Source organism: Paenibacillus woosongensis (genome assembly GCF_030122845.1).
Lineage (GTDB): Bacteria > Bacillota > Bacilli > Paenibacillales > Paenibacillaceae > Fontibacillus > Fontibacillus woosongensis_A.
The window spans coordinates 1,701,046-1,721,928 of record NZ_CP126084.1 but is presented as its reverse complement, the minus strand read 5'-3'; the positions used below and the strand labels follow the sequence as shown (position 1 = coordinate 1,721,928).

19 protein-coding genes, 1 pseudogene and 1 riboswitch are annotated in these 20,883 nt (G+C 50.5%); of the genes and pseudogenes, 12 read left to right on the top strand and 8 right to left on the bottom strand.

What is annotated here, in order from left to right; genetic code table 11:
- Positions 1 to 28: 28 nt before the first annotated feature.
- On the top strand, positions 29 to 1,012 hold the full coding sequence (locus QNH46_RS07565) for an alpha/beta hydrolase (RefSeq protein ID WP_283927566.1): 984 nt from the start codon (positions 29 to 31) through the stop codon (positions 1,010 to 1,012).
- A gap of 736 nt (positions 1,013 to 1,748) precedes the next feature.
- On the opposite strand, the gene QNH46_RS07560 is transcribed toward QNH46_RS07565, so the two are convergent.
- Complete coding sequence (locus QNH46_RS07560) at positions 1,749 to 3,653, bottom strand: B12-binding domain-containing radical SAM protein (protein ID WP_283927565.1); 1,905 nt, start codon at positions 3,651 to 3,653, stop codon at positions 1,749 to 1,751.
- 12 nt (positions 3,654 to 3,665) lie between these two features.
- Complete coding sequence (recQ, locus tag QNH46_RS07555; RefSeq protein WP_283927564.1) at positions 3,666 to 5,501, bottom strand: DNA helicase RecQ; 1,836 nt, start codon at positions 5,499 to 5,501, stop codon at positions 3,666 to 3,668.
- 218 nt (positions 5,502 to 5,719) lie between these two features.
- On the opposite strand from recQ, the gene rlmD reads away from it, so the two are divergent.
- Together rlmD and QNH46_RS07545 are read left to right on the top strand one after the other, a co-directional pair.
- Positions 5,720 to 7,498, top strand: coding sequence for a 23S rRNA (uracil(1939)-C(5))-methyltransferase RlmD (rlmD, locus tag QNH46_RS07550; RefSeq protein ID WP_347342963.1), 1,779 nt, complete (start codon positions 5,720 to 5,722; stop codon positions 7,496 to 7,498).
- 357 nt (positions 7,499 to 7,855) lie between these two features.
- The gene (locus tag QNH46_RS07545; RefSeq protein WP_283927563.1) at positions 7,856 to 8,437 is read left to right on the top strand and encodes a DUF4256 domain-containing protein; all 582 of its coding nucleotides are present in this window, start codon (positions 7,856 to 7,858) and stop codon (positions 8,435 to 8,437) included.
- Positions 8,438 to 8,631: 194 nt separating this feature from the next.
- On the opposite strand, the gene QNH46_RS07540 is transcribed toward QNH46_RS07545, so the two are convergent.
- The 3 genes from QNH46_RS07540 to QNH46_RS07530 all read right to left on the bottom strand — a co-directional run bounded on the left by QNH46_RS07540 (position 8,632) and on the right by QNH46_RS07530 (position 10,731).
- Complete coding sequence (locus QNH46_RS07540) at positions 8,632 to 9,381, bottom strand: metal-binding protein ZinT (RefSeq protein ID WP_283927562.1); 750 nt, start codon at positions 9,379 to 9,381, stop codon at positions 8,632 to 8,634.
- Between the two features lie 384 nt (positions 9,382 to 9,765).
- The gene (locus QNH46_RS07535; RefSeq protein WP_283927561.1) at positions 9,766 to 10,191 is read right to left on the bottom strand and encodes an exosporium protein C; all 426 of its coding nucleotides are present in this window, start codon (positions 10,189 to 10,191) and stop codon (positions 9,766 to 9,768) included.
- 105 nt (positions 10,192 to 10,296) lie between these two features.
- Positions 10,297 to 10,731, bottom strand: a complete 435-nt coding sequence (locus QNH46_RS07530) for a ferritin-like domain-containing protein (protein ID WP_283927560.1) — start codon at positions 10,729 to 10,731, stop codon at positions 10,297 to 10,299.
- 139 nt (positions 10,732 to 10,870) lie between these two features.
- A riboswitch (ZMP/ZTP riboswitch) is annotated at positions 10,871 to 10,953 on the top strand.
- A gap of 57 nt (positions 10,954 to 11,010) precedes the next feature.
- On the opposite strand from QNH46_RS07530, the gene QNH46_RS07525 reads away from it, so the two are divergent.
- Positions 11,011 to 11,583, top strand: a complete 573-nt coding sequence (locus QNH46_RS07525) for a DJ-1/PfpI family protein (RefSeq protein ID WP_283927559.1) — start codon at positions 11,011 to 11,013, stop codon at positions 11,581 to 11,583.
- An 82-nt stretch (positions 11,584 to 11,665) separates the two neighbouring features.
- Here QNH46_RS07525 and QNH46_RS07520 read toward each other — a convergent pair.
- Positions 11,666 to 11,893, bottom strand: a pseudogene (locus QNH46_RS07520) (VOC family protein); the annotation flags it as partial.
- 39 nt (positions 11,894 to 11,932) lie between these two features.
- On the opposite strand from QNH46_RS07520, the gene QNH46_RS07515 reads away from it, so the two are divergent.
- The 5 genes from QNH46_RS07515 (at position 11,933) to QNH46_RS07495 (ending at position 14,860) form a co-directional block, all read left to right on the top strand.
- Positions 11,933 to 12,466, top strand: a complete 534-nt coding sequence (locus tag QNH46_RS07515; protein WP_283928379.1) for a DUF4269 domain-containing protein — start codon at positions 11,933 to 11,935, stop codon at positions 12,464 to 12,466.
- A gap of 136 nt (positions 12,467 to 12,602) precedes the next feature.
- Positions 12,603 to 13,031 (top strand): MarR family winged helix-turn-helix transcriptional regulator, encoded by a 429-nt coding sequence (locus QNH46_RS07510; RefSeq protein ID WP_283927558.1) that lies wholly within the window; start codon positions 12,603 to 12,605, stop codon positions 13,029 to 13,031.
- 20 nt (positions 13,032 to 13,051) lie between these two features.
- Positions 13,052 to 13,687 (top strand): nitroreductase family protein, encoded by a 636-nt coding sequence (locus QNH46_RS07505; protein ID WP_213589113.1) that lies wholly within the window; start codon positions 13,052 to 13,054, stop codon positions 13,685 to 13,687.
- Between the two features lie 25 nt (positions 13,688 to 13,712).
- Positions 13,713 to 13,868, top strand: a complete 156-nt coding sequence (locus tag QNH46_RS07500) for an NAD(P)-dependent oxidoreductase (RefSeq protein WP_283928553.1) — start codon at positions 13,713 to 13,715, stop codon at positions 13,866 to 13,868.
- A gap of 392 nt (positions 13,869 to 14,260) precedes the next feature.
- Positions 14,261 to 14,860 (top strand): DUF2087 domain-containing protein, encoded by a 600-nt coding sequence (locus QNH46_RS07495; RefSeq protein ID WP_283927557.1) that lies wholly within the window; start codon positions 14,261 to 14,263, stop codon positions 14,858 to 14,860.
- Between the two features lie 411 nt (positions 14,861 to 15,271).
- On the opposite strand, the gene QNH46_RS07490 is transcribed toward QNH46_RS07495, so the two are convergent.
- On the bottom strand, positions 15,272 to 16,189 hold the full coding sequence (locus QNH46_RS07490) for an aldo/keto reductase (protein WP_283927556.1): 918 nt from the start codon (positions 16,187 to 16,189) through the stop codon (positions 15,272 to 15,274).
- A gap of 125 nt (positions 16,190 to 16,314) precedes the next feature.
- On the opposite strand from QNH46_RS07490, the gene QNH46_RS07485 reads away from it, so the two are divergent.
- The 3 genes from QNH46_RS07485 to QNH46_RS07475 all read left to right on the top strand — a co-directional run bounded on the left by QNH46_RS07485 (position 16,315) and on the right by QNH46_RS07475 (position 19,778).
- Positions 16,315 to 16,695: a MerR family transcriptional regulator gene (locus tag QNH46_RS07485; protein ID WP_283927555.1), complete on the top strand. Its 381-nt coding sequence runs from the start codon at positions 16,315 to 16,317 to the stop codon at positions 16,693 to 16,695.
- 79 nt (positions 16,696 to 16,774) lie between these two features.
- A complete protein-coding gene (locus tag QNH46_RS07480; protein ID WP_347342962.1) occupies positions 16,775 to 17,293 on the top strand; it encodes an ankyrin repeat domain-containing protein in 519 nt (172 codons plus the stop codon).
- Positions 17,294 to 17,702: 409 nt separating this feature from the next.
- Positions 17,703 to 19,778, top strand: coding sequence for a glycosyl hydrolase family 18 protein (locus tag QNH46_RS07475; protein ID WP_430691891.1), 2,076 nt, complete (start codon positions 17,703 to 17,705; stop codon positions 19,776 to 19,778).
- Between the two features lie 60 nt (positions 19,779 to 19,838).
- Here QNH46_RS07475 and QNH46_RS07470 read toward each other — a convergent pair whose 3' ends face one another.
- Positions 19,839 to 20,831 carry a zinc-dependent alcohol dehydrogenase family protein gene (locus tag QNH46_RS07470; RefSeq protein ID WP_283927553.1) on the bottom strand — a complete coding sequence of 331 codons (993 nt, stop codon included), beginning with the start codon at positions 20,829 to 20,831 and terminating at the stop codon, positions 19,839 to 19,841.
- Positions 20,832 to 20,883 lie beyond the last annotated feature (52 nt).

The window sequence follows — 20,883 nt, the reverse complement described above, 5'->3', positions numbered from 1 at the left end:
GTAACGACTTGAATAAGGGGTGATGCGGTTGCTGGAGCAAACTTTCACTTTCACCAATGATGCGCAAAATGAAGTGTTCGTCTATCAGTGGTCCCCGATGGAGATGGTCGGCGTGCCTCAGGATATGGTGCAAGGCGAGCTGAGTGTGCTGCAGAACAGGCGGCAAGGCGAACTGCAAGGTGTGCTGCAAATTGCCCACGGCATGGCCGAGACGGCCAAGCGCTACGAGCGCCTGGCTGAAATGCTTACCGCGCGCGGTTGGATTGTCTTCGCGGGCGACCATAGAGGGCATGGCAAGACGGCCGGAACCGACGCTGAACTGGGCTGCATCGAGAAAGACGGCTTCGACGGCATGGTGCGGGACATGAGTACGCTCAGCGGGATCATCCGGGATCGCTACCCCGATTTGCCCCTGTTCCTACTTGGCCATAGCATGGGATCTTTTCTGACGCAAAAAATGATGTATACCGCGCCGGATCCCTACTCCGGCTTCATCCTGTCGGGAACTAACGGTCCGCGCGGGATGATCGGGTTTGGCGAGAAGCTGGCGCGGCTGCAATGCCTGGTGCAGGGCGAGCGGCATCCCAGCCTCATGCTGAACGCACTTGTCTTCGGTTCCTACAACAAACGCTTTCTGCCGCCCCGTACGCCGTTCGACTGGCTCTCCCGGGATGAAGCGGAGGTAGATAAGTACGTGAACGATCCGCATTGCGGATTTCTGTGCAGCGCCGGTTTCTTTCAGGGCTTCTTCTCGTTATTGCAGGAAATTCATCGTCCGAACCGGATGAGAGCCATTCCAAAGGATAAGCCTATCTATATTTTTGGCGGCGACGAGGATCCTGTAGGCCTGCGGGGAGACGGCGTGAAAAAGCTGGCCTCGCTGTATAACCTGCTGTTGATCCGGGACGTCGAGCTCAGGCTCTATCCAGGGGGCCGCCATGAGATGCTGAACGAGATAAACCGGGAAGAGGTCATGCGCGATCTCGCCGGTTGGCTGGAGCGGCACAAATAAAAGAACCGTCCGGAAAACTACCGGACGGTTCTTTGCGCTGTTCTTGATTTAGCTTGCTCGCTCAAACCGCTCAAAATCGGCTAAATGCTGCGCGTTGATGTATTGTTGCATGGATTCAATTTTAGATTGTTGAATTTTTAAATGGTACGTTGCTATTTGCCATGTTGCTATGTTTGGTATGTTACTTTGGTGGCATGATGCCATCTTGGTATGTTGCTTTGTTGCTATTTGCCATATTACCTTGTTGCTTGTTGCCACGTTGCTTGTTGCCACGTTGCTACGTTGCTACGTTGCTATATTGTTACAATTGCTGTGCTAAATTACACATCGCTACGCTGCCTGAACTAAATGCATTTCTTGCATTTATTTAGCTCTATTACAGCACTTATTTAAAGATAGCTGTATTTCATGCATCTAAAATGTTGCTTCTAGTCATTACTCCCCTTTAGACTGCAATCTAGCTGCAAGAAATCCATCTAGTCGGATGGTTCAGCAATCAACTGCTGCTTTTAAATGCATCAAATGCATTTAGTATCGCTTACTGCTATCGTAATGCTTGATACATCATGCTCAATGCCATTGCTAATGCTTATGCCTAGTGCCCAATGCTAGTGCTAATCGCTAGTATTCAATGCTAATTCTCAATGCTTAACGCTTATGTCCATTACTCAATGTCCATTACTCAATGTTCATTACTCAATGGTTCATGTTTATTCTAAAATCCACCTATTCCAGGTTAAGCCCTCGCTAGCGGCAACGAAAAATAGAGCGGCTTCTCATCCACCGTCTGCTGATACAGCACGACCAGCAGGCTCGGCTCCATGCTCTCCGCAGAAAGCTCCTTATTCTGCAGAGCATGTTCTAGCCGGAAAGGCAGCTCCTCCAGGACGGCGAACTTCTGCAGTTCGCGTTCGCTCAAATTCCGCCCGGCTAAATGGAACAGGAGGCCCTCCTGCTGTGCGACAAGCTGTTCTGGTTGACTCAGCGGACGCTGGGCAAACTGCTCAGACTGCCCCCCCGGCCGCCCGGCAAGCTGCTCCTGCTTACCTTCTGGCCGCTCGGCAAGCTCTCCAGACAGATCCTTTGACTGCCAGGCAAACTTCTCAGCCAGCATGCTAAGGTACCTTCCGCGCGAATCCTTCCCGATGCGGTCTTCCCACCAGATTTTGCGCGGCTTGTACTTGTGTCCGAGGAAGTAGTCGAGCTTCATAAGGCCGAGCACGACCTCGGGCGTCTTCAGCTTGCGCTGGCCCAGGAACTCATGCAGGCGGAGGAACAAATCCTCCAACTGGTGCCCAATGCGCTGCCAGCCCTGTTCTTCCCAGTAATCGCCGAATTCCTGGAAGAAATCAAACGGGGAGTCGAATTCGACCCTCATCAAATAATTCAGCGTATGATCCATTCGGTGCGCGTTCCAGTATTTTTCCAGCACATCCTCCAGCCGTTTCAGGCGGACGACGTCGGCAAAAGACAGCACATCGTTGCTAAGCATTTCGTAAGGCGCATGCTCCATGTAAACGTAATTGTATTTCGCCGCGTCGTTCCGCAGGCCGGTGCCGCGCAGCATTTTCAAGAATCCGAGCTGCAGCTCCTCTGGCCCCAGCGCGAATACATCGTTAAACGTCTTGCGGAATGTAGCGTAATCCTCCTGCGGCAGTCCGGCGATCAGATCGAGATGCTGCGCGATTTTGCCGCTCTCCTTGACCTTGGTCACGGTGCGGGTCAGCTTCGTGAAGTTCTGCCGTCGTTTCACCAGCTCATTCGTCGGATCGTTCGTCGACTGCACCCCGATCTCGAAGCGGAATATGCCGGGAGGCGCATTCTCAGCGAGGTAATCCAGCACCTCGGGCCGCATGATGTCCGCGGTGATCTCAAACTGAAATACGCAGCCGCGATGGTTCTCGATCAGGAATTCGAACATTTCCATTGCATAGCTGCGGTTGATGTTGAACGTCCGGTCGAGGAACTTGATGATTTTGGCGCCGTTGTCGATCAGGTACAGGATATCTGACTTCACACGCTCGATGTCATAGTAGCGTACCCCGACCTCGATGCTGGAGAGACAGAACTGGCAGCTGAACGGGCAGCCCCGACTCGTCTCGAAATAGACGATGCGCCTGCTGAGGTTTGGGATATCCTCGGGAAAACGGTGCGGCGAAGGCAGCGTGTTCAGATCTGATTTTGGCCGTCCCGGATTGATGATCACCTCGTCTCCTTTACGGTAGGCGGTGCCGAAAACATAGTGGAACTTCCGGTCCCCGGACAGCTCCTGCAGCAGATGGTGGAATGTCTCCTCCCCGTCCCCCATCACGATGAAGTCCACGCTCTTAACGCGTTCCATCCAGTACTGCGTATCGTAAGACACCTCAGGCCCGCCAAGGACGATGGTCGTCTCGGGCATGACTTTTTTGAGCACGTCAATAACGCGGATTGTCTCTTCGATGTTCCAGATGTAGCAGGAGAACCCGATTACATCGGGCCTGCGCTGGAATAAGTCGGACACGATGTTCATCGTCGGGTCCTTGATCGTATATTCGGCGAGCTCGATGTCAAAATCGTTCCCGCTATAAGCCTTGAGCAGGCGGATTGCCAGAGAGGTGTGGATAAATTTTGCATTCAGCGTAGATAGAATAACCTTCATGATTTCACAGCCCTATTCCATATTTTGAAAAAATTCAAGAAATGCCCGTCCGTATTTGCGGTACTTCACTTCCCCGACCCCTTTAATGTTCAGCATTTCCGCTTCACTCGCCGGGCAAACAACGCTCATCTCGCGAAGGGTCGCATCGTTGAAAATGATGTACGACGGCACGCGCTCCTTCTCGGCCAGATCCCGGCGGATCAGACGGAGCTGCTCGAATACCGTCTCATTAACAGCAGACGGACCGTCGTCGTACGCCCCTCTGCGACGACGGCTGCTTCCGGCGGCCTGGCTTGCTGCCGGCTCGGGCTGGCGCATCATCACTTGATGCTGTCCCTTCAGCACATCAACCGCCAGAGGCTGCAGCCGAACGACCGGGTACTGCCCCTCGGACAGGGCCAAATAGCCCTCGGCTATAAAAACGTTGATCAGCTCCGAGATCTCCTTCTCGGTGCGCCTTGGCATCATGCCGTAGGTGGGCAGGCTGTCGAAGCCGTATTGCAGCACCTTCTTATTGCGCGAGCCTTTAAGTACGGAAGCAACCAGCGAGACGCCAAAGCGTTCCCTCATCCGGTGGATGCAGGAGAAGACGATTTGCGCGTCCCGGGTCATGTCCACCAGCTCGCGTTCATCCGTGCAGGAGCTGCAGATGCCGCAAGGCTTGCGGTCGTGCTGCTCTCCGAAGTAGTCAAGCATCCCCCAGCGCAAGCAGCTAGTCGAGTAGCAGTATTCGATCATTTGCTGCAGCTTGCGGTATTCATTGCGCTTGCGCCCTTCGTCCTGCGGATTCTGCTCGATCAAGAATTTCTGCGTCATGATGTCCTGGGGGCTGAACAGCAGAATGCACTCGCTCGGCTCACCGTCCCGCCCGGCACGGCCGGCCTCCTGCACATAAGCCTCCATATTCTTCGGCATATTATAGTGAATCACGTAACGGACGTTAGATTTGTCGATCCCCATGCCAAAAGCATTCGTTGCGACCATGACGCGAATGTCGTCATAGAGGAACGCTTCCTGGCTCTCCTCCCGCTCCTTGTCTGGCAGCCCGGCGTGATATCGTCCAGCCGGAATGCCGCTCTGGCGCAGCCGCTCATACAGGTCGTCGACCTCCTTGCGGGTTGCCGCATAGACGATGCCCGGCTGGTGCCCGTGCGCAGTCGCATAGTTCAGCACGAACTCGCGCTTGTTCTCGCCGCGGAGTACGGACATGGCCAGATTGTCGCGGCCTAGGCCCGTGACGAATACTTCCGGTTCGCGCAGCTGGAGCAGCCGGGTCATGTCATCCATAACCTCCGGCGTAGCCGTCGCCGTAAAGGCCGCCACGATCGGACGCTCAGGCAGGCCGTTCACAAACGGCGCCACCGCGAGGTAGCTCGTGCGAAAATCATGGCCCCACTGCGACACGCAGTGGGCCTCGTCAACGGCGACACAGGAAATCTGCAGGCTGCCCATCTCCTCGCGGAACCAATCAAGCTCCAGCCGCTCCGGCGCGACGTACAGCAGCTTCAGCTCGCCCCTTCTCGCCGCGCGGATGCGCTCGTTCACTTCCTTGCCAGACAGCGTGCTGTTGATATAAGCCGCGGATACCCCGGCCGTCGTAAGCGCGTCCACCTGGTCCTTCATAAGCGAGATGAGCGGCGATACGACGAGCGTAAGACCGGGCAGCATGAGCGCGGGAATCTGGTAGCAGATCGACTTCCCGCCGCCCGTCGGCATAATGCCGAGCGTGTCAGCGCCAGTCAGGACGCTCTCTACGATTTTGCGCTGGCCCTCCCGGAAATCCGGGTAACCGTAATATTTTTGCAAATATGACTTGGCTTCTTCCATTAAAGAGGATTGCATATTCATTCGAAAATAAGCTCCTTACTTCTCACTATCATTTGTTGCATGTATTCCTTATCCAGTTTACCGGGAGTGAACGCGTTGGGCAAACGATTTTGCAATTTGCGGGAATTTTACGGGAAAGCCGAACGTTTCCGGCGCTTTTCGTCTCTGCGTGGTGGTTGTCCGTTCAGCATGGTATATTGGATTTGTACAATTCACATAAGGATGGAGCTAAATTACTCATGAAGGAATCGTCAAGATCCCATAATCAACATAAAAATAACAACAGCGCTGCAAAAAGCAAGCATGCCGCAAGCGGGAGCAAGTCTGCCCCAGGCGGGTATGCAAAGGCCGGAACTTCCCGGAACGCACAGCATCAGGCACCGCGCGACACGAAGAACGAAGCACGTACAGGGGAGAAGACCTCGCCTAGAGGACAGCAGGGACCGCTTGACAGACAGCAGGATGTTCACAACGCCCGGACGCATAAACCGCGCCAAGCCAAGCCTCATGGATCAGGTGCTGCCAAACAACACGCAACCGGCAATGAAAAGTCACACCAATCCCGCAATGTAAAGCCAAAGGCGTCGCGCGATGCCAAATCGTATACGCCACGCGATGCCAAGCAGCAAGCGCCTCGCCTTTCTGGACACGAGCATGCCGAGGAGCTGCGCATCGGCGATCAAATCGTCGTCACAATCAAACGGCTGGGCATCAATGGCGAGGGCGTCGGATACTACCGGCGCAAGGCGGCTTTTATCACGGGAGCTTTGCCGGATGAAGTTGTTCACGCCAAAGTGACCCGGGTCCAGGACAAGTTCATCAACGCAGACATGGTGAAAATCGAAAAACGTTCGCCTCAGCGAGCTGATGCGCCATGCCCGGTATTCGGTATTTGCGGCGGCTGTCAAATCCAACATATCTCTTATCCAGGCCAGCTAAAGGGCAAGGAAGAGATCGTACGCGAAGCGTTCTCTCGCTATGCCGGATTACCGGAGCTTCGCATGAAGCCGATTCTCGGCATGGAGCACCCTTGGGGCTACCGCAACAAGGCCCAGCTTCAACTTGGCCTGCAAGAGGAAGGCGTCATCGCCGGACTGTATGCCGCGGATTCACATAGGCTGATCGACATTACCGGCTGTCCGATCCAGCATCCGAAGGTGAACGAAGCTGTTGACAAGACGCGCAACGTCCTGCAGCGGCTGGGTATTCCTGTCTATCAGGAGAAGAGCAATCAGGGAATCGTGCGGACAATCGTTGTGCGCTGGGGCTTCCAGTCCGGGCAGCTGCAGGTGACGCTGGTAGCCGCGAACGACCGCATCCCGAGGCTGGATCAGCTTGTGAAGGAACTGCGGCTGGCCATGCCGGAGCTAACCAGCATTGCACTGAACGTCAATCCAAAGAACACCTCGCTTGTGTTCGGCAACAAGACGACGATCCTCTGGGGTGCGGACAGCATCGAGGAAGCGCTAGGTGATCTGGAATTCACCCTCTCCCCTCGTGCCTTCTTCCAGCTCAACCCGCTGCAGACGGTCAAGCTGTATGAATCGGTTCGCACGGCGGCCGCGCTCACAGGCAAGGAAGTCGTCGTGGACGCCTACTGCGGCACGGGCACAATCGGGCTGTGGCTGGCCCCTTACGCCAGCGAGGTGCGCGGCATCGAGTCGATTCCCGAAGCGGTAGAGGACGCCAAGGCAAACGCGGCCCGCAACGGACGCGACAACACCTCTTTCTACGAGGGTAATGCCGAGGAACTGCTCCCCCGCTGGGTGAAGTCCGGCTTCAAGGCTGACGTCATCATCGCTGACCCGCCTCGCACCGGGCTTGACCCGCGCTTTATTGAGGCGGTGCTGCGCACGAAGCCAAAGCGCTTCGTATACGTTTCCTGCAATCCTTCGACCTTGGCGAAGGACTGTAAAGAGCTGCTGGACGGAGGCTACTCGCTGGAATGGGTGCAGCCTGTGGACATGTTTCCGCAGACGGCACATGTGGAAGCGGTGGCATTGCTCGTAAAAGAGTGATACAGAATGTTGAGACCTTATCAAGGTAGGCTTTAGTCTGTAGAGAACAGTATTAGCAATACCGGTAGTAAAGAGGACTGGACAGTAGTCGTCTATTGTCCAGCTCATTCTAGTCGAATATTCATATATAAACTCGCTCAGGGAGAGAAAATCTGTAAATGTATATGAAATTTCATATATATTCAACCGTTTAACCGTAATTTGGCTTATTATATTCGAAATATCGAATACATTCTCAGGAGAGCAACGGGTTTACAGCTACCTTGTTCATCCTTGTTTGGGTGCTGCTTGCGTTTTGGACTGCATCATATGTCTATAATAAGTTCAGTTAGACAAAATAGAAAAGGAGAAACGAACATGACAAAAAGCAGTGAAATCAGCAATAACAAAGAGCTATCACCAGAGCAACGCGAAGTACTACTCAACACATTGAAAGCCCGTTTTGACAAAAACATAGACCGCCATAAAGGTCTAGAATGGGCTAATGTACAAGCAAAGTTGGAGGCTAATATAGAAAAACTGTGGTCGCTCCACGAGATGGAACATACCGGGGGCGAACCGGATGTCGTCGGTTTTGACAATAAGACGGGCGAATATATTTTTTATGATTGTTCCGCGGAAAGTCCAAAGGGCCGCAGAAGTGTCTGCTATGACCATGAGGCGCTGGAGTCAAGGAAACAACACAAACCAGAAAATAGCGCTGTGGGGATGGCAGCTGCCATGGGTATTGAGCTGTTGACGGAAGAACAATACCGGGAGCTGCAGAGGCTTGGAAATTTCGATATGAAAACATCAAGCTGGATAATAACACCTGCCAGCATTAGAAAACTCGGGGGAGCCCTCTTTGGCGATCGTCGCTACGACACGGTCTTTATATACCACAATGGAGCAGAATCCTACTATGCCGCAAGGGGATTCCGCGGCTCGCTAAGGGTGTAAATCTTGAACAGACACTGAAGCGGTATGTTCCAAAATGGAGAACAATATATTTATTCCATATTGCTCATTTATTTTCATATCGAAAGGCTGATGGAAAAACAATACCGGCGCGGCAGAAACCTTGGAAAAACTGAATATGAAAACATCGGCCGGGTGATCACGCCCGCCCCTCCATCCTTACGCAGCCCGTCGGTTTAATGCGCAATCATTTCATTCGCGATTTCCTCTCCGCTTAAATTTGACGGATAGTAGGTCGGCCAATTTGATAACTGCTTCAACAACGTCTCATGGTTCGCATCCCCGAAATACATATGATAATGCTCTGCCTTTGTCGGATAAATGCTATGGTCGCTGAATTGGACATGTGCCGGCAAGCCGTCTGCTTCCCCGGCAAGGTCAAATAAATAGCGAACGCCTCTGTTTCCAGAATCATAAGTCAATATTTCATATCCATGATATTTATATTCTCCGGTTTTTCCTTCTCCATTTTTATAAAAGGTTATCGTGTTGTCCTGAATGACGATGCGTTCAACCTCTGTCTCATACCCAATTGAATAATATTCCTTATATTCTTCAAAGGATTTATCTTGGTTTGTTTCAACTTTTTTATGTAAGACCGCATCTAAGCTCCCATCCAGCAAGTATGGATATACCGATTGCCAATCCCCTTCCCAGTCGGACAGTTCCCGGTCACTAATTTCCTTGTCTTCAAATTTTCCTGCATATATTTCTTTTAGCTTCTCATCGTCATGATGATTATTATGGTCGTGGTCATGGTTGTGCTCATGGTTATGACCATGGCTATCGTGATTTTGACGGGTACCTTCTACTAACTCAGAAGATGTAGATGCCTCTTCGATTAGAGCACCTGTTTCTTGACAAGCAGTAAGCAGCGCAACTACTAAGAAGAACACAGCTATAGATTTGATAAATCCAAATTTCATAAAATAATCTCTCCTTTACCTGTTTTTTATAAATCGTAATAATTACTATTTACGCAATAGCGAATATACTATGTTTTGAATTTTATGTCAATATAAATTGTAATCGTTACGATTAATGGGCTGCACCAAGCAGAATATGCGACAATGCCATCTAAAACCTAACATTTATGACCAAATAAACTAACCGTGCAAATATTAAGGTGTGCCGCGTACCGCCTTTAGGGATTATTGTCCTTGAAAATTTGAATATTACAGGAATTGAAAATTAATCGGAGATGTATTGACGAAGCGAGGGACAAATGTCCCTCGCTTGTATTATGCCCTTAAGGATAAGGAGACTGTTCAATGCCAGTCGCTTTATGTTGAAAACAAGAACTACCACCGTTAGTTCCTGGTTTTAACAGCTAACCCGCTAAACGATATAGGTCCTACAACATCCACTCTTGTTTTTGCAGTAAGGTTTTCTGCTGTGACTGTGTAACTATGGGTCCCCGCTCTTACATTTCTATCTTCAGCCTGGAAGGTAACTACATAATTTTGTTCTGAGCCCGCAGATTCGATACCTTGCTGTGTGTTGTAAATTTCTTTTCCATCGCGGAAAATTCTAAACCGAATCTGCCCAATGCCTATAACTCCTCTGACACCAACGGATACGACCAAATCTACCCGGTTTGGTTGAGAATTTACTGGAATCCGAATTGCAATCGCTGCTATGCCCGATTTTGCCGGGGAACGCCGAATCGTAAACGCTTTAGCCGGGTTGAATCTGCGACGCGGCTGTACGGCTGCTTTATCAAGAATACGTACCAAAAATATCAACTCCTTTTTTTTGATACTTCAAGATATGTAAGAGATAGAGAGAATGATTGGACAATCATATAACTTTGATATTCACAAAAAAAAGACCGCGCCTCATCAACGCGGTTTATATCCTGATGTAATGAAGTAAAGAAACCATACCGCATGATTTTGTTCATCGGCCGATGCGCGTTTGAAGCGCTCTTTAATATTGGGATCAGTAGTTTTGTCTGCGATATCCAAGTAAAAATCCACCGTGTTTTGTTCGTCTTTGAATGCAAAGTGGAGTCCGGCAGTATATTCTGAGGGGCATTTTTCATTAACGTGAGGTGTAGGCTGCCTGCCCGTTAACGAAGTATATATCTGGGAGAAGGTTTGAAAATGCCTAATCTCATCATTACGGATCTCCAGAATTTTGTTCCGTTCCTCCTCATTCGGAGCCATCCCTGCCAGCTGCTCATAACATGCAATAGCGGAGTATTCTCCATTAATTGCTCGTGCAATGTCTGCAACTAGTCCGGTATCCTTTCGGTAATAATTCGTGTAATACATGTTCCAACCACCCTTCCACAGTATTCTGACTTAACATATGCTGTACATTAGGCGATGGTGTATTTTTTCGGGATCATCGAAGTTGAAGCAAAAACAATTGTAAAATACAGGAATACTTGATATAAATGTAGTAGGTAATAAATGTATGTGTGACTGGCGTGAACGTGGATAACCACGAGGGAGCACATATGTTCATATTAGCCGTACGCCTGGGCAAAGTATTTGGTTTAGTGACCAGATGCTTTTTTTTATTTCATGCGAAAGGTCAGGTGTTGATTTATGAAAATGGCTTTCATTTTGTTTGACCAGATGACTTCGCTTGATTTGGTTGGCTTCTATGATGCTGTAACCCGAATGAGAATTCTAAACGCCATGGACAATGTGCAATGGGATTTTTGTGCCAGCAAAGAAGAGATCACAGATGACCGGGGATTAACCCTCAAAATTGAACATGTATCCCCAGACCTGTCGGGGTATGATTTAATCTTTATCCCTGGAGGCTTTTCCACAAGGCAGCTTAGGTATGATTCCGAGTTTATTGCATGGATTCAAACCGCGCGGGAGGTAGAATATAAAGTGTCTGTTTGTACGGGGGCTTTGATTTTAGGGGCAGCAGGGTTTCTGGAAGGCAAAAGAGCAACTACCAATCCCTCCGCTTACGAGCTGTTGGCTCCTTACTGCGCTGAAGTCGTGAAGGAACGTTTCATCAGGGACGGAAACATATTTACAGGCGGCGGAGTATCGGCTTCCATCGACTTGGGGTTATACTTAGTGGAATCACTTACGGGCAAAGAGATTGCCCGGGAAATTCAAGAGCAAATGCATTACCCCTACTACAATTCGCCATTTTGAAGCATGCGGCGGCGGATCACTTCCACTGCTGTAAGCCGCCGCCGTATGGACACCATGTACTTCTCAGTCCATCTACAGCAGGTCACTTGCTCTTCTCCATGACAGCAAAGTCATTGTCTTCATCATCCGCAAAGTTGAACACTCGGCCGCTAGGCATATTTACGATCTCTCCGACCTTGATATTTTTACTGATCAAGTCTTTGTGCAATTCATCGAGATTCGCCGTGAAGAACATTAAGGACGGCGCACCCAGATTCAGGACCGGTGACATCTTGGCAACGAACTCTTTATTGTGAAGAATGAGGCTAGAATTGTCATTCCATTCATCTCAAGCAAGTAGGAATTCCACATCTTTAAGACGATAAGCTATTTGCAGTTTGGCACCCCTGTTCAGCGTCAAGCCTATAAGGCCATAAATGAACTGAGCATTATTAACGATATGGCTAAATACAATCCCGTTTTATGCGGAACGATCCCTATTTCCATTGATGTACGCCATTCGGATTTGGATATGATCATGGAAGTTCATGAGCCTGATATTTTCAAAGAAGAGGTCCAGCTTCTGTACGGCCATTTGTCCGGATTTGTCCTCCACGAATTGACCGTTAGTCATATTCCGACGATTATGGCCAACTTTCGCTTTGGGGGCTTTGAATTCGAACTATTCGGGCAGGCGAAACCGGTAGAACAGCAAAACGCCTATCTTCATATGATTGTGGAACACCACCTTCTCACTGAAAATCCCCACTACAGAGCAGCTGTCATCCGCTTAAAAGAACAAGGCATGAAGACGGAACCGGCATTCGCTCAGGTTCTTGGCCTGGATGGCAACCCTTACAAAGAGCTTTTAACCTACGGAAGGGCATTAGGGATCATCCGCTAAAAAATATCCTATTGCATTTCTTGCTGTTTTGTAATACATTCATTGAGGAGTCAATCATTGACCCCTCAATGAATGATAGCATGTATATCCAACACCAAGGCAGGACCATGGGTTATAGCACCTAGGAGGTCATTACATGAGTTGCTCCGTTTCGGATCAAGAACGCGTTTTATTTCTGCTAAGAGAACTTTGCAATCAGTTTGGCCCAAAGTTTGAGCGCAACACCAATATGAGCTTGTCTCGATATGAGCTGCTGCATCAATTGTTTGAGACGGACGAGATGACGCAGTCCACACTGCAGAAATCGGTCAATATCGACAATGCGGCCATCACCCGTCATTTGAAGCAGCTGGAGTCCCAGGGAATGGTGGCCAGACGGAGAAACCCTTCCGACCATCGGGAGACCTTTGTCAGCCTGACCAATGAAGGCCGGGAGCAAATTCTGAGCTGCAGCGCGGAAAAACGTTGTTTTGTCGATCAAATGCTGCAGGGGTTCAGCCCGGAGGAGCTCCGTGCATTAACCGGCATGTTGACGCGGATTCAAAGCAATATCAGTAAATATTAAAGAGATAGGAGAGAAATTGTATGAGTACAATTACTGCTAAAGATTTTAAAGAAATCGTCCTCGGACGCCGTTCTGTAAAAAACTATGACCCTGCCGTAAAAATCAGCCGCGAGGAGATGACCGAAATTCTGGCGGAAGCGACCACCGCTCCTTCCTCGATCAATATGCAGCCTTGGCGCTTCGTTGTCATCGATACGCCGGAGGGCAAAGCTAAGTTGGCTGAACTTGCGATGTACAATACGAATCAGGTCAACACCTCAGCAGCTGTGATCGCCGTATTCGGCGACATGAAGTGCATTGAAAATGCCGATGAGATCTATGGAAAATCGGTAGAGCTTGGCTATATGCCCGAGGATGTTAAAGAGAAGCTGGTCGCTTCCTTCAAGCCGATGTATGAAAATTTGCCCGAACAGAATATGCGGGACATTGTGCTGATTGATGCCAGTCTCGTATCGATGCAGCTGATGCTCGTTGCTCGTGCCCATGGCTACGACACGAATCCGATCGGCGGATATGATAAACAGCGGATTGCCGAAGCCTTTGGTCTAGAGAAAGAGCGCTATGTTCCTATCATGTTAATTTCCATCGGCAAGGCAGCCACTGAAGGCCGCCCTTCCTACCGTCTGCCAGTTGAGGCGGTAACGACCTGGAAGTAATCTTGTCCTGAAAAGTGTGCTCCCTATGAACATTTCCATATTAGGCGCAACAGGCCGCGTAGAACGTGATTTCCTGCCTGAAGGCGGATCGGAAATATCGGTTGCGGATAAGGCAGAATTCGTATACCGGCAAATCAGGGATAAGACCTATATCCGGGCACGCGCCGGAATCGCTTACTAATATGACGAAAAAAGGATAGAGTCCTTAGCAGCTCGCTAACGGATTCTATCCTTTTCTAAATGCCCCATCCATTTTAATGGACGGGCCCCCTTTTTTTCTTTTACCTAAATAAAAGAAAAGTCAAGATAATCGCTCCGCCAATGAACAGCGTCATCAGCACAAACGGCAGCGCTGTCAGCGTAATCCCGGCAATCGCCATCCCTCGCCCTTTAGTCGAACGTCTGGCCCGAATTCCCAGGATAAAACCGACGGTATTAACGATTAATGTATGTAGAATTAAATTACAGGCGCTTTGATTTATGAATTGACATTGGCCTAAAGTATCATTAAAATCTAATTTAACGCATATCTAATTAGATAATCATTAAATCGCAGATGGAGGTGTCTTGCTATTGCAATTAGATAAGGTCGTGGCCTACCATAAGGCGCTTGCCGATCCGACTCGAATCCGAATATTGATCCTGCTCGGAGACGGTGAACGAAATGGCCAGGAATTGGCCAAGAAGCTGGGCGTAACCCCGGCCACCATTACACACCATGCTGCAAAGCTGCGGGAGGCGAGCTTGATTAACGAGCGCAGGGATAAGAATACGATCTTTTTCTCGCTGAACTACTATTTTCTAAAAAACAGCGCCGACGCCACCGCCAACCTCATTTATCGGGCGTCCGAAGGAGGAATAAATATGCTGGATGATCAGCAGCAGCGCATCAAGGAATCCGTCATCAAGAACTTTTTTACCGCCGAGGGCAAGTTGAAGAGCATTCCTGCCCAACTAAAGAAGAAGCTGATCATACTCGAGCATCTGGTATCCCGGCTGGAGCTTGGCCGCAAGTACAGCGAACCGGAAATCAATGCGTTCATCAAGAACTATCACGAGGATTTTGCGACGATCCGCCGGGAATTCATTATGCACCAGTTCATGTTCAGGGAGAACGATATTTATGAGCTGAATCCGCAGGAAATGTGGGCGAAGTGGGAGAAGCTGTCCTAACAGTGAATAGCAGCGAAGGTCTTCAGTCTGTGAGCAAAGATCATACTGGACACTGCTCACCCGCTAACGGACAGGAGATTCGCTATTTGTTGAAATCGGCCCTTTTTCTCTATATTACGGACACTGGTTCCGTTATTGAACCAAATTGACGGCAATTAACAGGTTTTGGGGAGCCATAGCGGAACACAGGTCCGTTAACTCTCAAGATTCCTCGTTATATCACATATAGCGTCCCCTGTGTCCGTTTAGGCTTGGATATATTAAGTTGCCTAGCCGGCAACCAACAAAAACAGAAATGTAAAAAAGTTGAACGGAAACACGCGATGTTTTCCGTCCAACCTTTATTTTAGGGACTTATGGTACAGCCCTTTGCTATTGCTCAAAACAAATACTTTCGCTTTGCCGCACCGCTTAAGGAAGCACATTCCCCGCAGCGCGGTAAATTTCATACCACTCTTCACGCGTCAGCGTGATGTCAGCGGCTTTACAGCAGTCCAGAATTCTCTCCAGATTCATTGTACCGGTTACCGGCTGCATTTTGGCCGGATGACGGAGAAGCCATGCAATCGCGATCGTCGTGTTGGAAACCTCGTATTTGGCGGCGATTTCATCGATTTTGCGGTTCAGCTCAGGGAATTTCTCGTTGCCGAGGAAAACCCCTTCAAAGAAGCCGTATTGGAACGGCGACCAGGGCTGGATCGTAATATCATGCAATCGGCAATAGTCGAGAATACTGCCGTCACGGTTAACCGCTGCAGCGTTCTCCATGTTCACGTTGATTCCGCTGGAAATCATCGTTGCATTCGTAATGCTCAGCTGCAGCTGATTCGCAACTAGCGGCTGCTTCACATGCTTCTTCAACAGCTCGATCTGCATGGGATTTTGATTGGAGACCCCGAAATGGCGCACCTTGCCTGAGCTTTCCAGCTTGTCGAACGCCTCTGCTACTTCCTCCGGTTCCACCAAGGCGTCAGGACGATGCAGCAGCAGCACGTCAAGATAATCGGTTTTCAATCTTTTCAGAATACCGTCTACCGAATTTAATATATGCTCTTTGGAAAAATCAAACATGCCCTGGCGAATGCCGCATTTGGACTGCAGAATGATTTTCTCGCGCACATCGTCATTCATATGGATCGCGTCTGCAAAAATCTCCTCGCATTTGCCGCTGCCGTAAATATCCGCATGGTCAAAAAAATTCGCACCTGCTTCGAGCGCCGTCTGCACAAATTTCTCCGCCTCGGCTTGTTCCAGCGAATTGATGCGCATGCAGCCAACAGCAATCACCGGTACCTCCAGGTTGCTGGTTCCAAGTTTCATCGTTCTCATGATTCATATCCTCCTTGTCTAGACCTTTTGAATCATTGGCTTGTATTGTACAATAGAATCTTAAAGCTTAAAGTAAACTTCAAGTCAAGAGCTGCACACCAAATTATATTCGGGAGAGAAATAAGATGGCGATGATCTACTCCATTAAACAAGTATCGGAAAAAACCAATTTACCTAGTCACACGCTGCGTTATTATGAAAAAGAGGGGCTGCTGCCGTTCGTGAAACGGAGTGAAGGCGGCATACGCCGCTTTACCGACGACGATTTGGAATGGCTCGGATTAATCTGCTGTCTGAAGGAAACGGGCATGCCCATTAAGCAGATCAAGGAATTCGTCGATTTAAGCGTGCAAGGCGGCGGCACCCTGAAGCAGCGCTGCGAAATATTGATCGAGCACAAGAAGAACGTCGAGAACGAAATCCAAACGATGCAGAAACATCTGCAAAAAGTAACGATGAAAATAAACCATTTCAGCGCGCAGTACGAAGAACACGCTTGCCGGTGACCTGTTGCATTAAAGCCAGCTCTCTGAAATAATAAAAGAACACTAGTCTTCCATATTTATGCAAAGGAGGAGATTGACTTTGGATTCATCCATGATTCATGAATTTTTTGATGCTGCACAGGCAGGCGACGCAGCCCGGTTGGAGGAGCTCATGAAAAATCATCCTCATTTGGCGAATACGGCTAACAGCGACGGTCTCACCCCGCTAGGATATGCAGCGCATTTCGGCCAGAGGGAAGCAGTGCGGGCGCTGCTCGATCACAACGCTGATGTGAACGCGGTCTCTCGCTCCAAAATCTCTTATATCCCCTCGAACACGGCTCTGCATGCTGCCATCTCAGGGGCAAGAAATCTGGAGGTCATCCGCCTTCTGCTTGCCCGCCATGCCAAAACTGATCTGCTGGACAGCAATGGCCATACCTGTCTGCATACTGCAGCCTTTCACGAGGATAATCGAGAGATCATTGAGTTATTGATCGAGCACAGCGCCGACGTCAATACTCGGACGAAGGACGGCGAAAGCCCGCTGTCTCTTGCCATCAAACAAGGGAATCACCTTGTGGCAGAGCTTCTTCGCGAACATGGAGCCCTGTTATGATTCATAACAGAGCTTTTTTTAACCCCGCTTTCTCCTGGCCTATCCCCGCTTTATTGCTGGTTGCGGCCCACCGCTCCGTACAAGTTTCCCTGGAATTGCAGCTTTTCTCCCCATAGCAGCATGCTCCGGTTTGCAGCATTTATTTTATTCGCAGATGGCAGATTTTTCTCCCCGGATCACATAAACCTCCCCCTTCATACAAATCTATCTATCAATTACAATAATTAGGTAGCTTAGGGTGATAGATACGGTATTCCGATCCCTTGTATTGAAAACGCTCCATCACGGCCGTTCGACTCTCTGTTTCCGGTTTCCCGCTGATTATCTCATGAAGGGGGTGATAGATTCTTAGATTTGCCTGCAATCTTCATGCACTACAAAACTATGGGACAAGAGGTGGATTTAAGTAATGGCACTACGCAAACAATGGTTTTCAAAGAGCAGCATCCTGCTGCTGGCTGTCGTCACGACTCTATCTATGTTTTCCTCATTAGCTTACGGGGGGCAAAAAGCGGAGGCGGCTTCGGATTACAAAATCATCGGATATTATCCATCCTGGGGGGCGTATGGAAGAAACTATAACGTCTCCGACATCGATGCCAGCAAAGTGACGCATATCAACTATGCGTTCGCGGATATTTGCTGGAACGGCATTCACGGAAACCCGGATCCTACCGGACCTAACCCGGTCACATGGTCCTGTCAGGACGAGGCCGGCACGATCAGCGCTCCGAACGGAACGATCGTACTCGGCGATCCCTGGATCGATGCCCAGAAATCCTTCCCGGGCGATACTTGGGACAAACCGATTAAAGGGAATATCGGCCAGCTGATCAAGCTGAAGCAGGAGAATCCCGGACTGAAAACGATTATATCCGTCGGCGGCTGGAGCTGGTCGAACCGCTTCTCCGATGTGGCGGCAAACGCGCAAACCCGCGAAACCTTCGCCAACTCGGCGGTTGATTTCCTGCGCAAATACCAATTTGACGGCGTGGATCTGGACTGGGAATACCCCGTTAGCGGCGGACTATCCGGCAATAGCGTCCGACCTGCGGATAAGCAGAACTATACGCTGCTGCTGCAAAAAATTCGCGAAAAACTGGATGCGGCAGGCGCGCAAGACGGCAAAACCTACCTGCTGACGATCGCCTCGGGCGCTAGTCCATCATTTGTACAAAATACCGAGCTAGCTGGCATCGCCTCGGTTGTTGACTGGATCAATATTATGACCTACGATTTCAACGGCGGCTGGCAAACCATTAGCGCGCATAACGCTCCTCTGTACTACGATCCTGCCGCTGCTGCCGCAGGAGTGCCCGATGCAGCGACATTTAATGCCGCTGCCGGCGTACAAGGCCATCTGAATGCGGGCGTTCCAGCCAGCAAAATCGTGCTGGGCATGCCCTTCTACGGCCGCGGCTGGGCCAATTGCGGCTCCGGCAGCAACGGACAGTATCAAAGCTGCTCCGGCGTATCGAATGGAACATGGGAGTCGGGGATCTTCGATTTTAGCGACCTGGAAGCGAAGTATATCAATAAAAACGGGTATACGCGGCATTGGAACGATACGGCTAAAGTGCCGTACCTGTATAACCCTTCAAACCGGACTTATATTTCCTATGACGACGTAGAGTCCTTCGGCCACAAAACGGCCTTCATTAAGAGCAATGGCTTAGGCGGAGCCATGTTCTGGGAGTTCAGCGGCGACCGGAACAAGACGCTCCTGAACAAGCTGGCGAGCGATTTATCCATCGGCGCAGGCGGTCCTGGCAACGGTTCTGATACGACGCCTCCAACGGCACCGGCGAATCTTCAGGTCACTGGAAAGACATCGAGCAGCGTTACCCTATCCTGGAGCGCATCCACCGATAACGTCGGCGTTACGGGTTATACGGTCAGCTACGGCTCGAACGAGCTGAACGTATCCGGTACGAACGCCACAATCAGCGGACTTGCACCAAACACGACGTATACGTTCACAGTGAAAGCACGGGATGCCGCAGGCCATGTCTCCGCCCCTAGCAGTCCATTATCCGTCACGACGGACCCGGCTTCCGGCGATACGATACCGCCAACGGCACCGGCGAATCTTCAGGTCACCGGAAAGACATCGAACAGCGTTACCCTATCCTGGAGCGCGTCGACCGATAACGTCGGCGTTACGGGTTATACGGTCAGCTACGGCTCGAACGAGCTGAACGTATCCGGTACGAATGCCACAATCAGCGAACTTGCGCCGAACACGACGTATACGTTCACGGTCAAAGCCCGGGATGCCGCGGGCAATGTATCGGATGGCGCTGCCGTAACAGCAACGACCGATGCAGACGGCGGCAGCCCCATCGCTCCTTGGGCGCCAAACGTCAACTACAAGACTAACGACCAAGTAACATACGAGGGCAAAACATACTATTGCATCCAAGCCCACACTTCCCTGCCGGGCTGGGAACCGGCAAACGTTCCGGCATTATGGGGTTTGCTGTAAAATCAAATACAAAACAGCAGCACGGAGCAGAGCTCTTGGCTGCTGTTTTTTTATGTGGTGTTACATAAGAAAGTATTTCCCCGGATTCCTCCCGGAAGCTTCGGCGGCGCGCACCGCTGCGCTTGCCTTCTGCAGCTCAAAGCGCGACCCTGGCGGCTGCAGCGCCAGCTTCTTCGCCTGAATTAAGGAAATCAGCTCCCTGAACGTATCCTGCCACACTTGAGCGCTAACCGTCTGATTCCATTGCCGCAGATGAAACATCGTCGCTGAAGCATTCGTGCTGCGCCTGATTTCAGCCCAATCCAGCGGCACGCCCGACAGAAGCCCCACCGTGACGAACATTCCATCTGTACGCACACAGCAAGCCAGCTCCGTACCAGGACTGCCGCCGATCATATCCACCGCAGCGTCTGCCCCCAAGCCGCCGGTCAGCTCCATGACAGCCGGCTTTAGCGGAGTCTCGTCCGTATTGATCACAGATTCCGCGCCCAGTTCAAGCAGCTCTTTCGTATGATGATCATTTCTCGTCACAGCGATAAGTCTTATTCCAAGGAAGGTGCACAACTGGGCCAATACCCGCCCGAGCGCAGAGCCGCTTGCATTGACGACAAGGACGGACCCCGGCCGCAAGCTCAGTATATTCCGGCAAATAAGCCAGGCAGTTACCGGGTTGATATACAGCTGCGCTGCCTGATCATCCGTGACGGCATCGGGAATCACAACAGCCCAGGACGCCGATGCCTTCACAAGTTGCTGCCAGGTGCCTTCGCCCCGCAGCGGCAGCACCCGCTTGCCGATCAGCTCCGGGGTGACATTCTTTCCCACGTCCTCCACAATGCCGACGCCTTCGTACCCGGGAATGCAGGGAAGCGATATCCGGTGCGAATACGCTCCCCGGATCGGAATAAGATCCGAAGGATTGATCGGCCGTGCGATCATTCGTACCAGCACCTCGCCCTGTCCGGGAGCTGTAACGGGCCTTTGCTCGACCCTCAGGACGTCTTCAGGCTTTCCGAATTCATGAAAAACGAGATATTGATTATCTACACCCATCGCCTAGCCCCCTCTTGCCGAAGCCTATCATATTTATGTTCTAACCATTTCA

Excerpts from the sequence above, each read along its gene's own strand:
- QNH46_RS07510 (WP_283927558.1), top strand. The coding sequence starts at position 12,603 with ATGAGTTGCTCCGTTTCGGATCAAGAACGCGTTTTATTTCTGCTAAGA.
- QNH46_RS07525 (WP_283927559.1), top strand. The coding sequence starts at position 11,011 with ATGAAAATGGCTTTCATTTTGTTTGACCAGATGACTTCGCTTGATTTG.
- QNH46_RS07505 (WP_213589113.1), top strand. The coding sequence starts at position 13,052 with ATGAGTACAATTACTGCTAAAGATTTTAAAGAAATCGTCCTCGGACGC.
- QNH46_RS07530 (WP_283927560.1), bottom strand. The coding sequence starts at position 10,731 with ATGTATTACACGAATTATTACCGAAAGGATACCGGACTAGTTGCAGAC.
- QNH46_RS07540 (WP_283927562.1), bottom strand. The coding sequence starts at position 9,381 with ATGAAATTTGGATTTATCAAATCTATAGCTGTGTTCTTCTTAGTAGTT.
- QNH46_RS07470 (WP_283927553.1), bottom strand. The coding sequence starts at position 20,831 with ATGGGTGTAGATAATCAATATCTCGTTTTTCATGAATTCGGAAAGCCT.
- QNH46_RS07560 (WP_283927565.1), bottom strand. The coding sequence starts at position 3,653 with ATGAAGGTTATTCTATCTACGCTGAATGCAAAATTTATCCACACCTCT.
- rlmD (WP_347342963.1), top strand. The coding sequence starts at position 5,720 with ATGAAGGAATCGTCAAGATCCCATAATCAACATAAAAATAACAACAGC.
- QNH46_RS07500 (WP_283928553.1), top strand. The coding sequence starts at position 13,713 with ATGAACATTTCCATATTAGGCGCAACAGGCCGCGTAGAACGTGATTTC.
- recQ (WP_283927564.1), bottom strand. The coding sequence starts at position 5,501 with ATGAATATGCAATCCTCTTTAATGGAAGAAGCCAAGTCATATTTGCAA.
- QNH46_RS07545 (WP_283927563.1), top strand. The coding sequence starts at position 7,856 with ATGACAAAAAGCAGTGAAATCAGCAATAACAAAGAGCTATCACCAGAG.
- QNH46_RS07490 (WP_283927556.1), bottom strand. The coding sequence starts at position 16,189 with ATGAGAACGATGAAACTTGGAACCAGCAACCTGGAGGTACCGGTGATT.
- QNH46_RS07485 (WP_283927555.1), top strand. The coding sequence starts at position 16,315 with ATGGCGATGATCTACTCCATTAAACAAGTATCGGAAAAAACCAATTTA.
- QNH46_RS07475 (WP_430691891.1), top strand. The coding sequence starts at position 17,703 with ATGGCACTACGCAAACAATGGTTTTCAAAGAGCAGCATCCTGCTGCTG.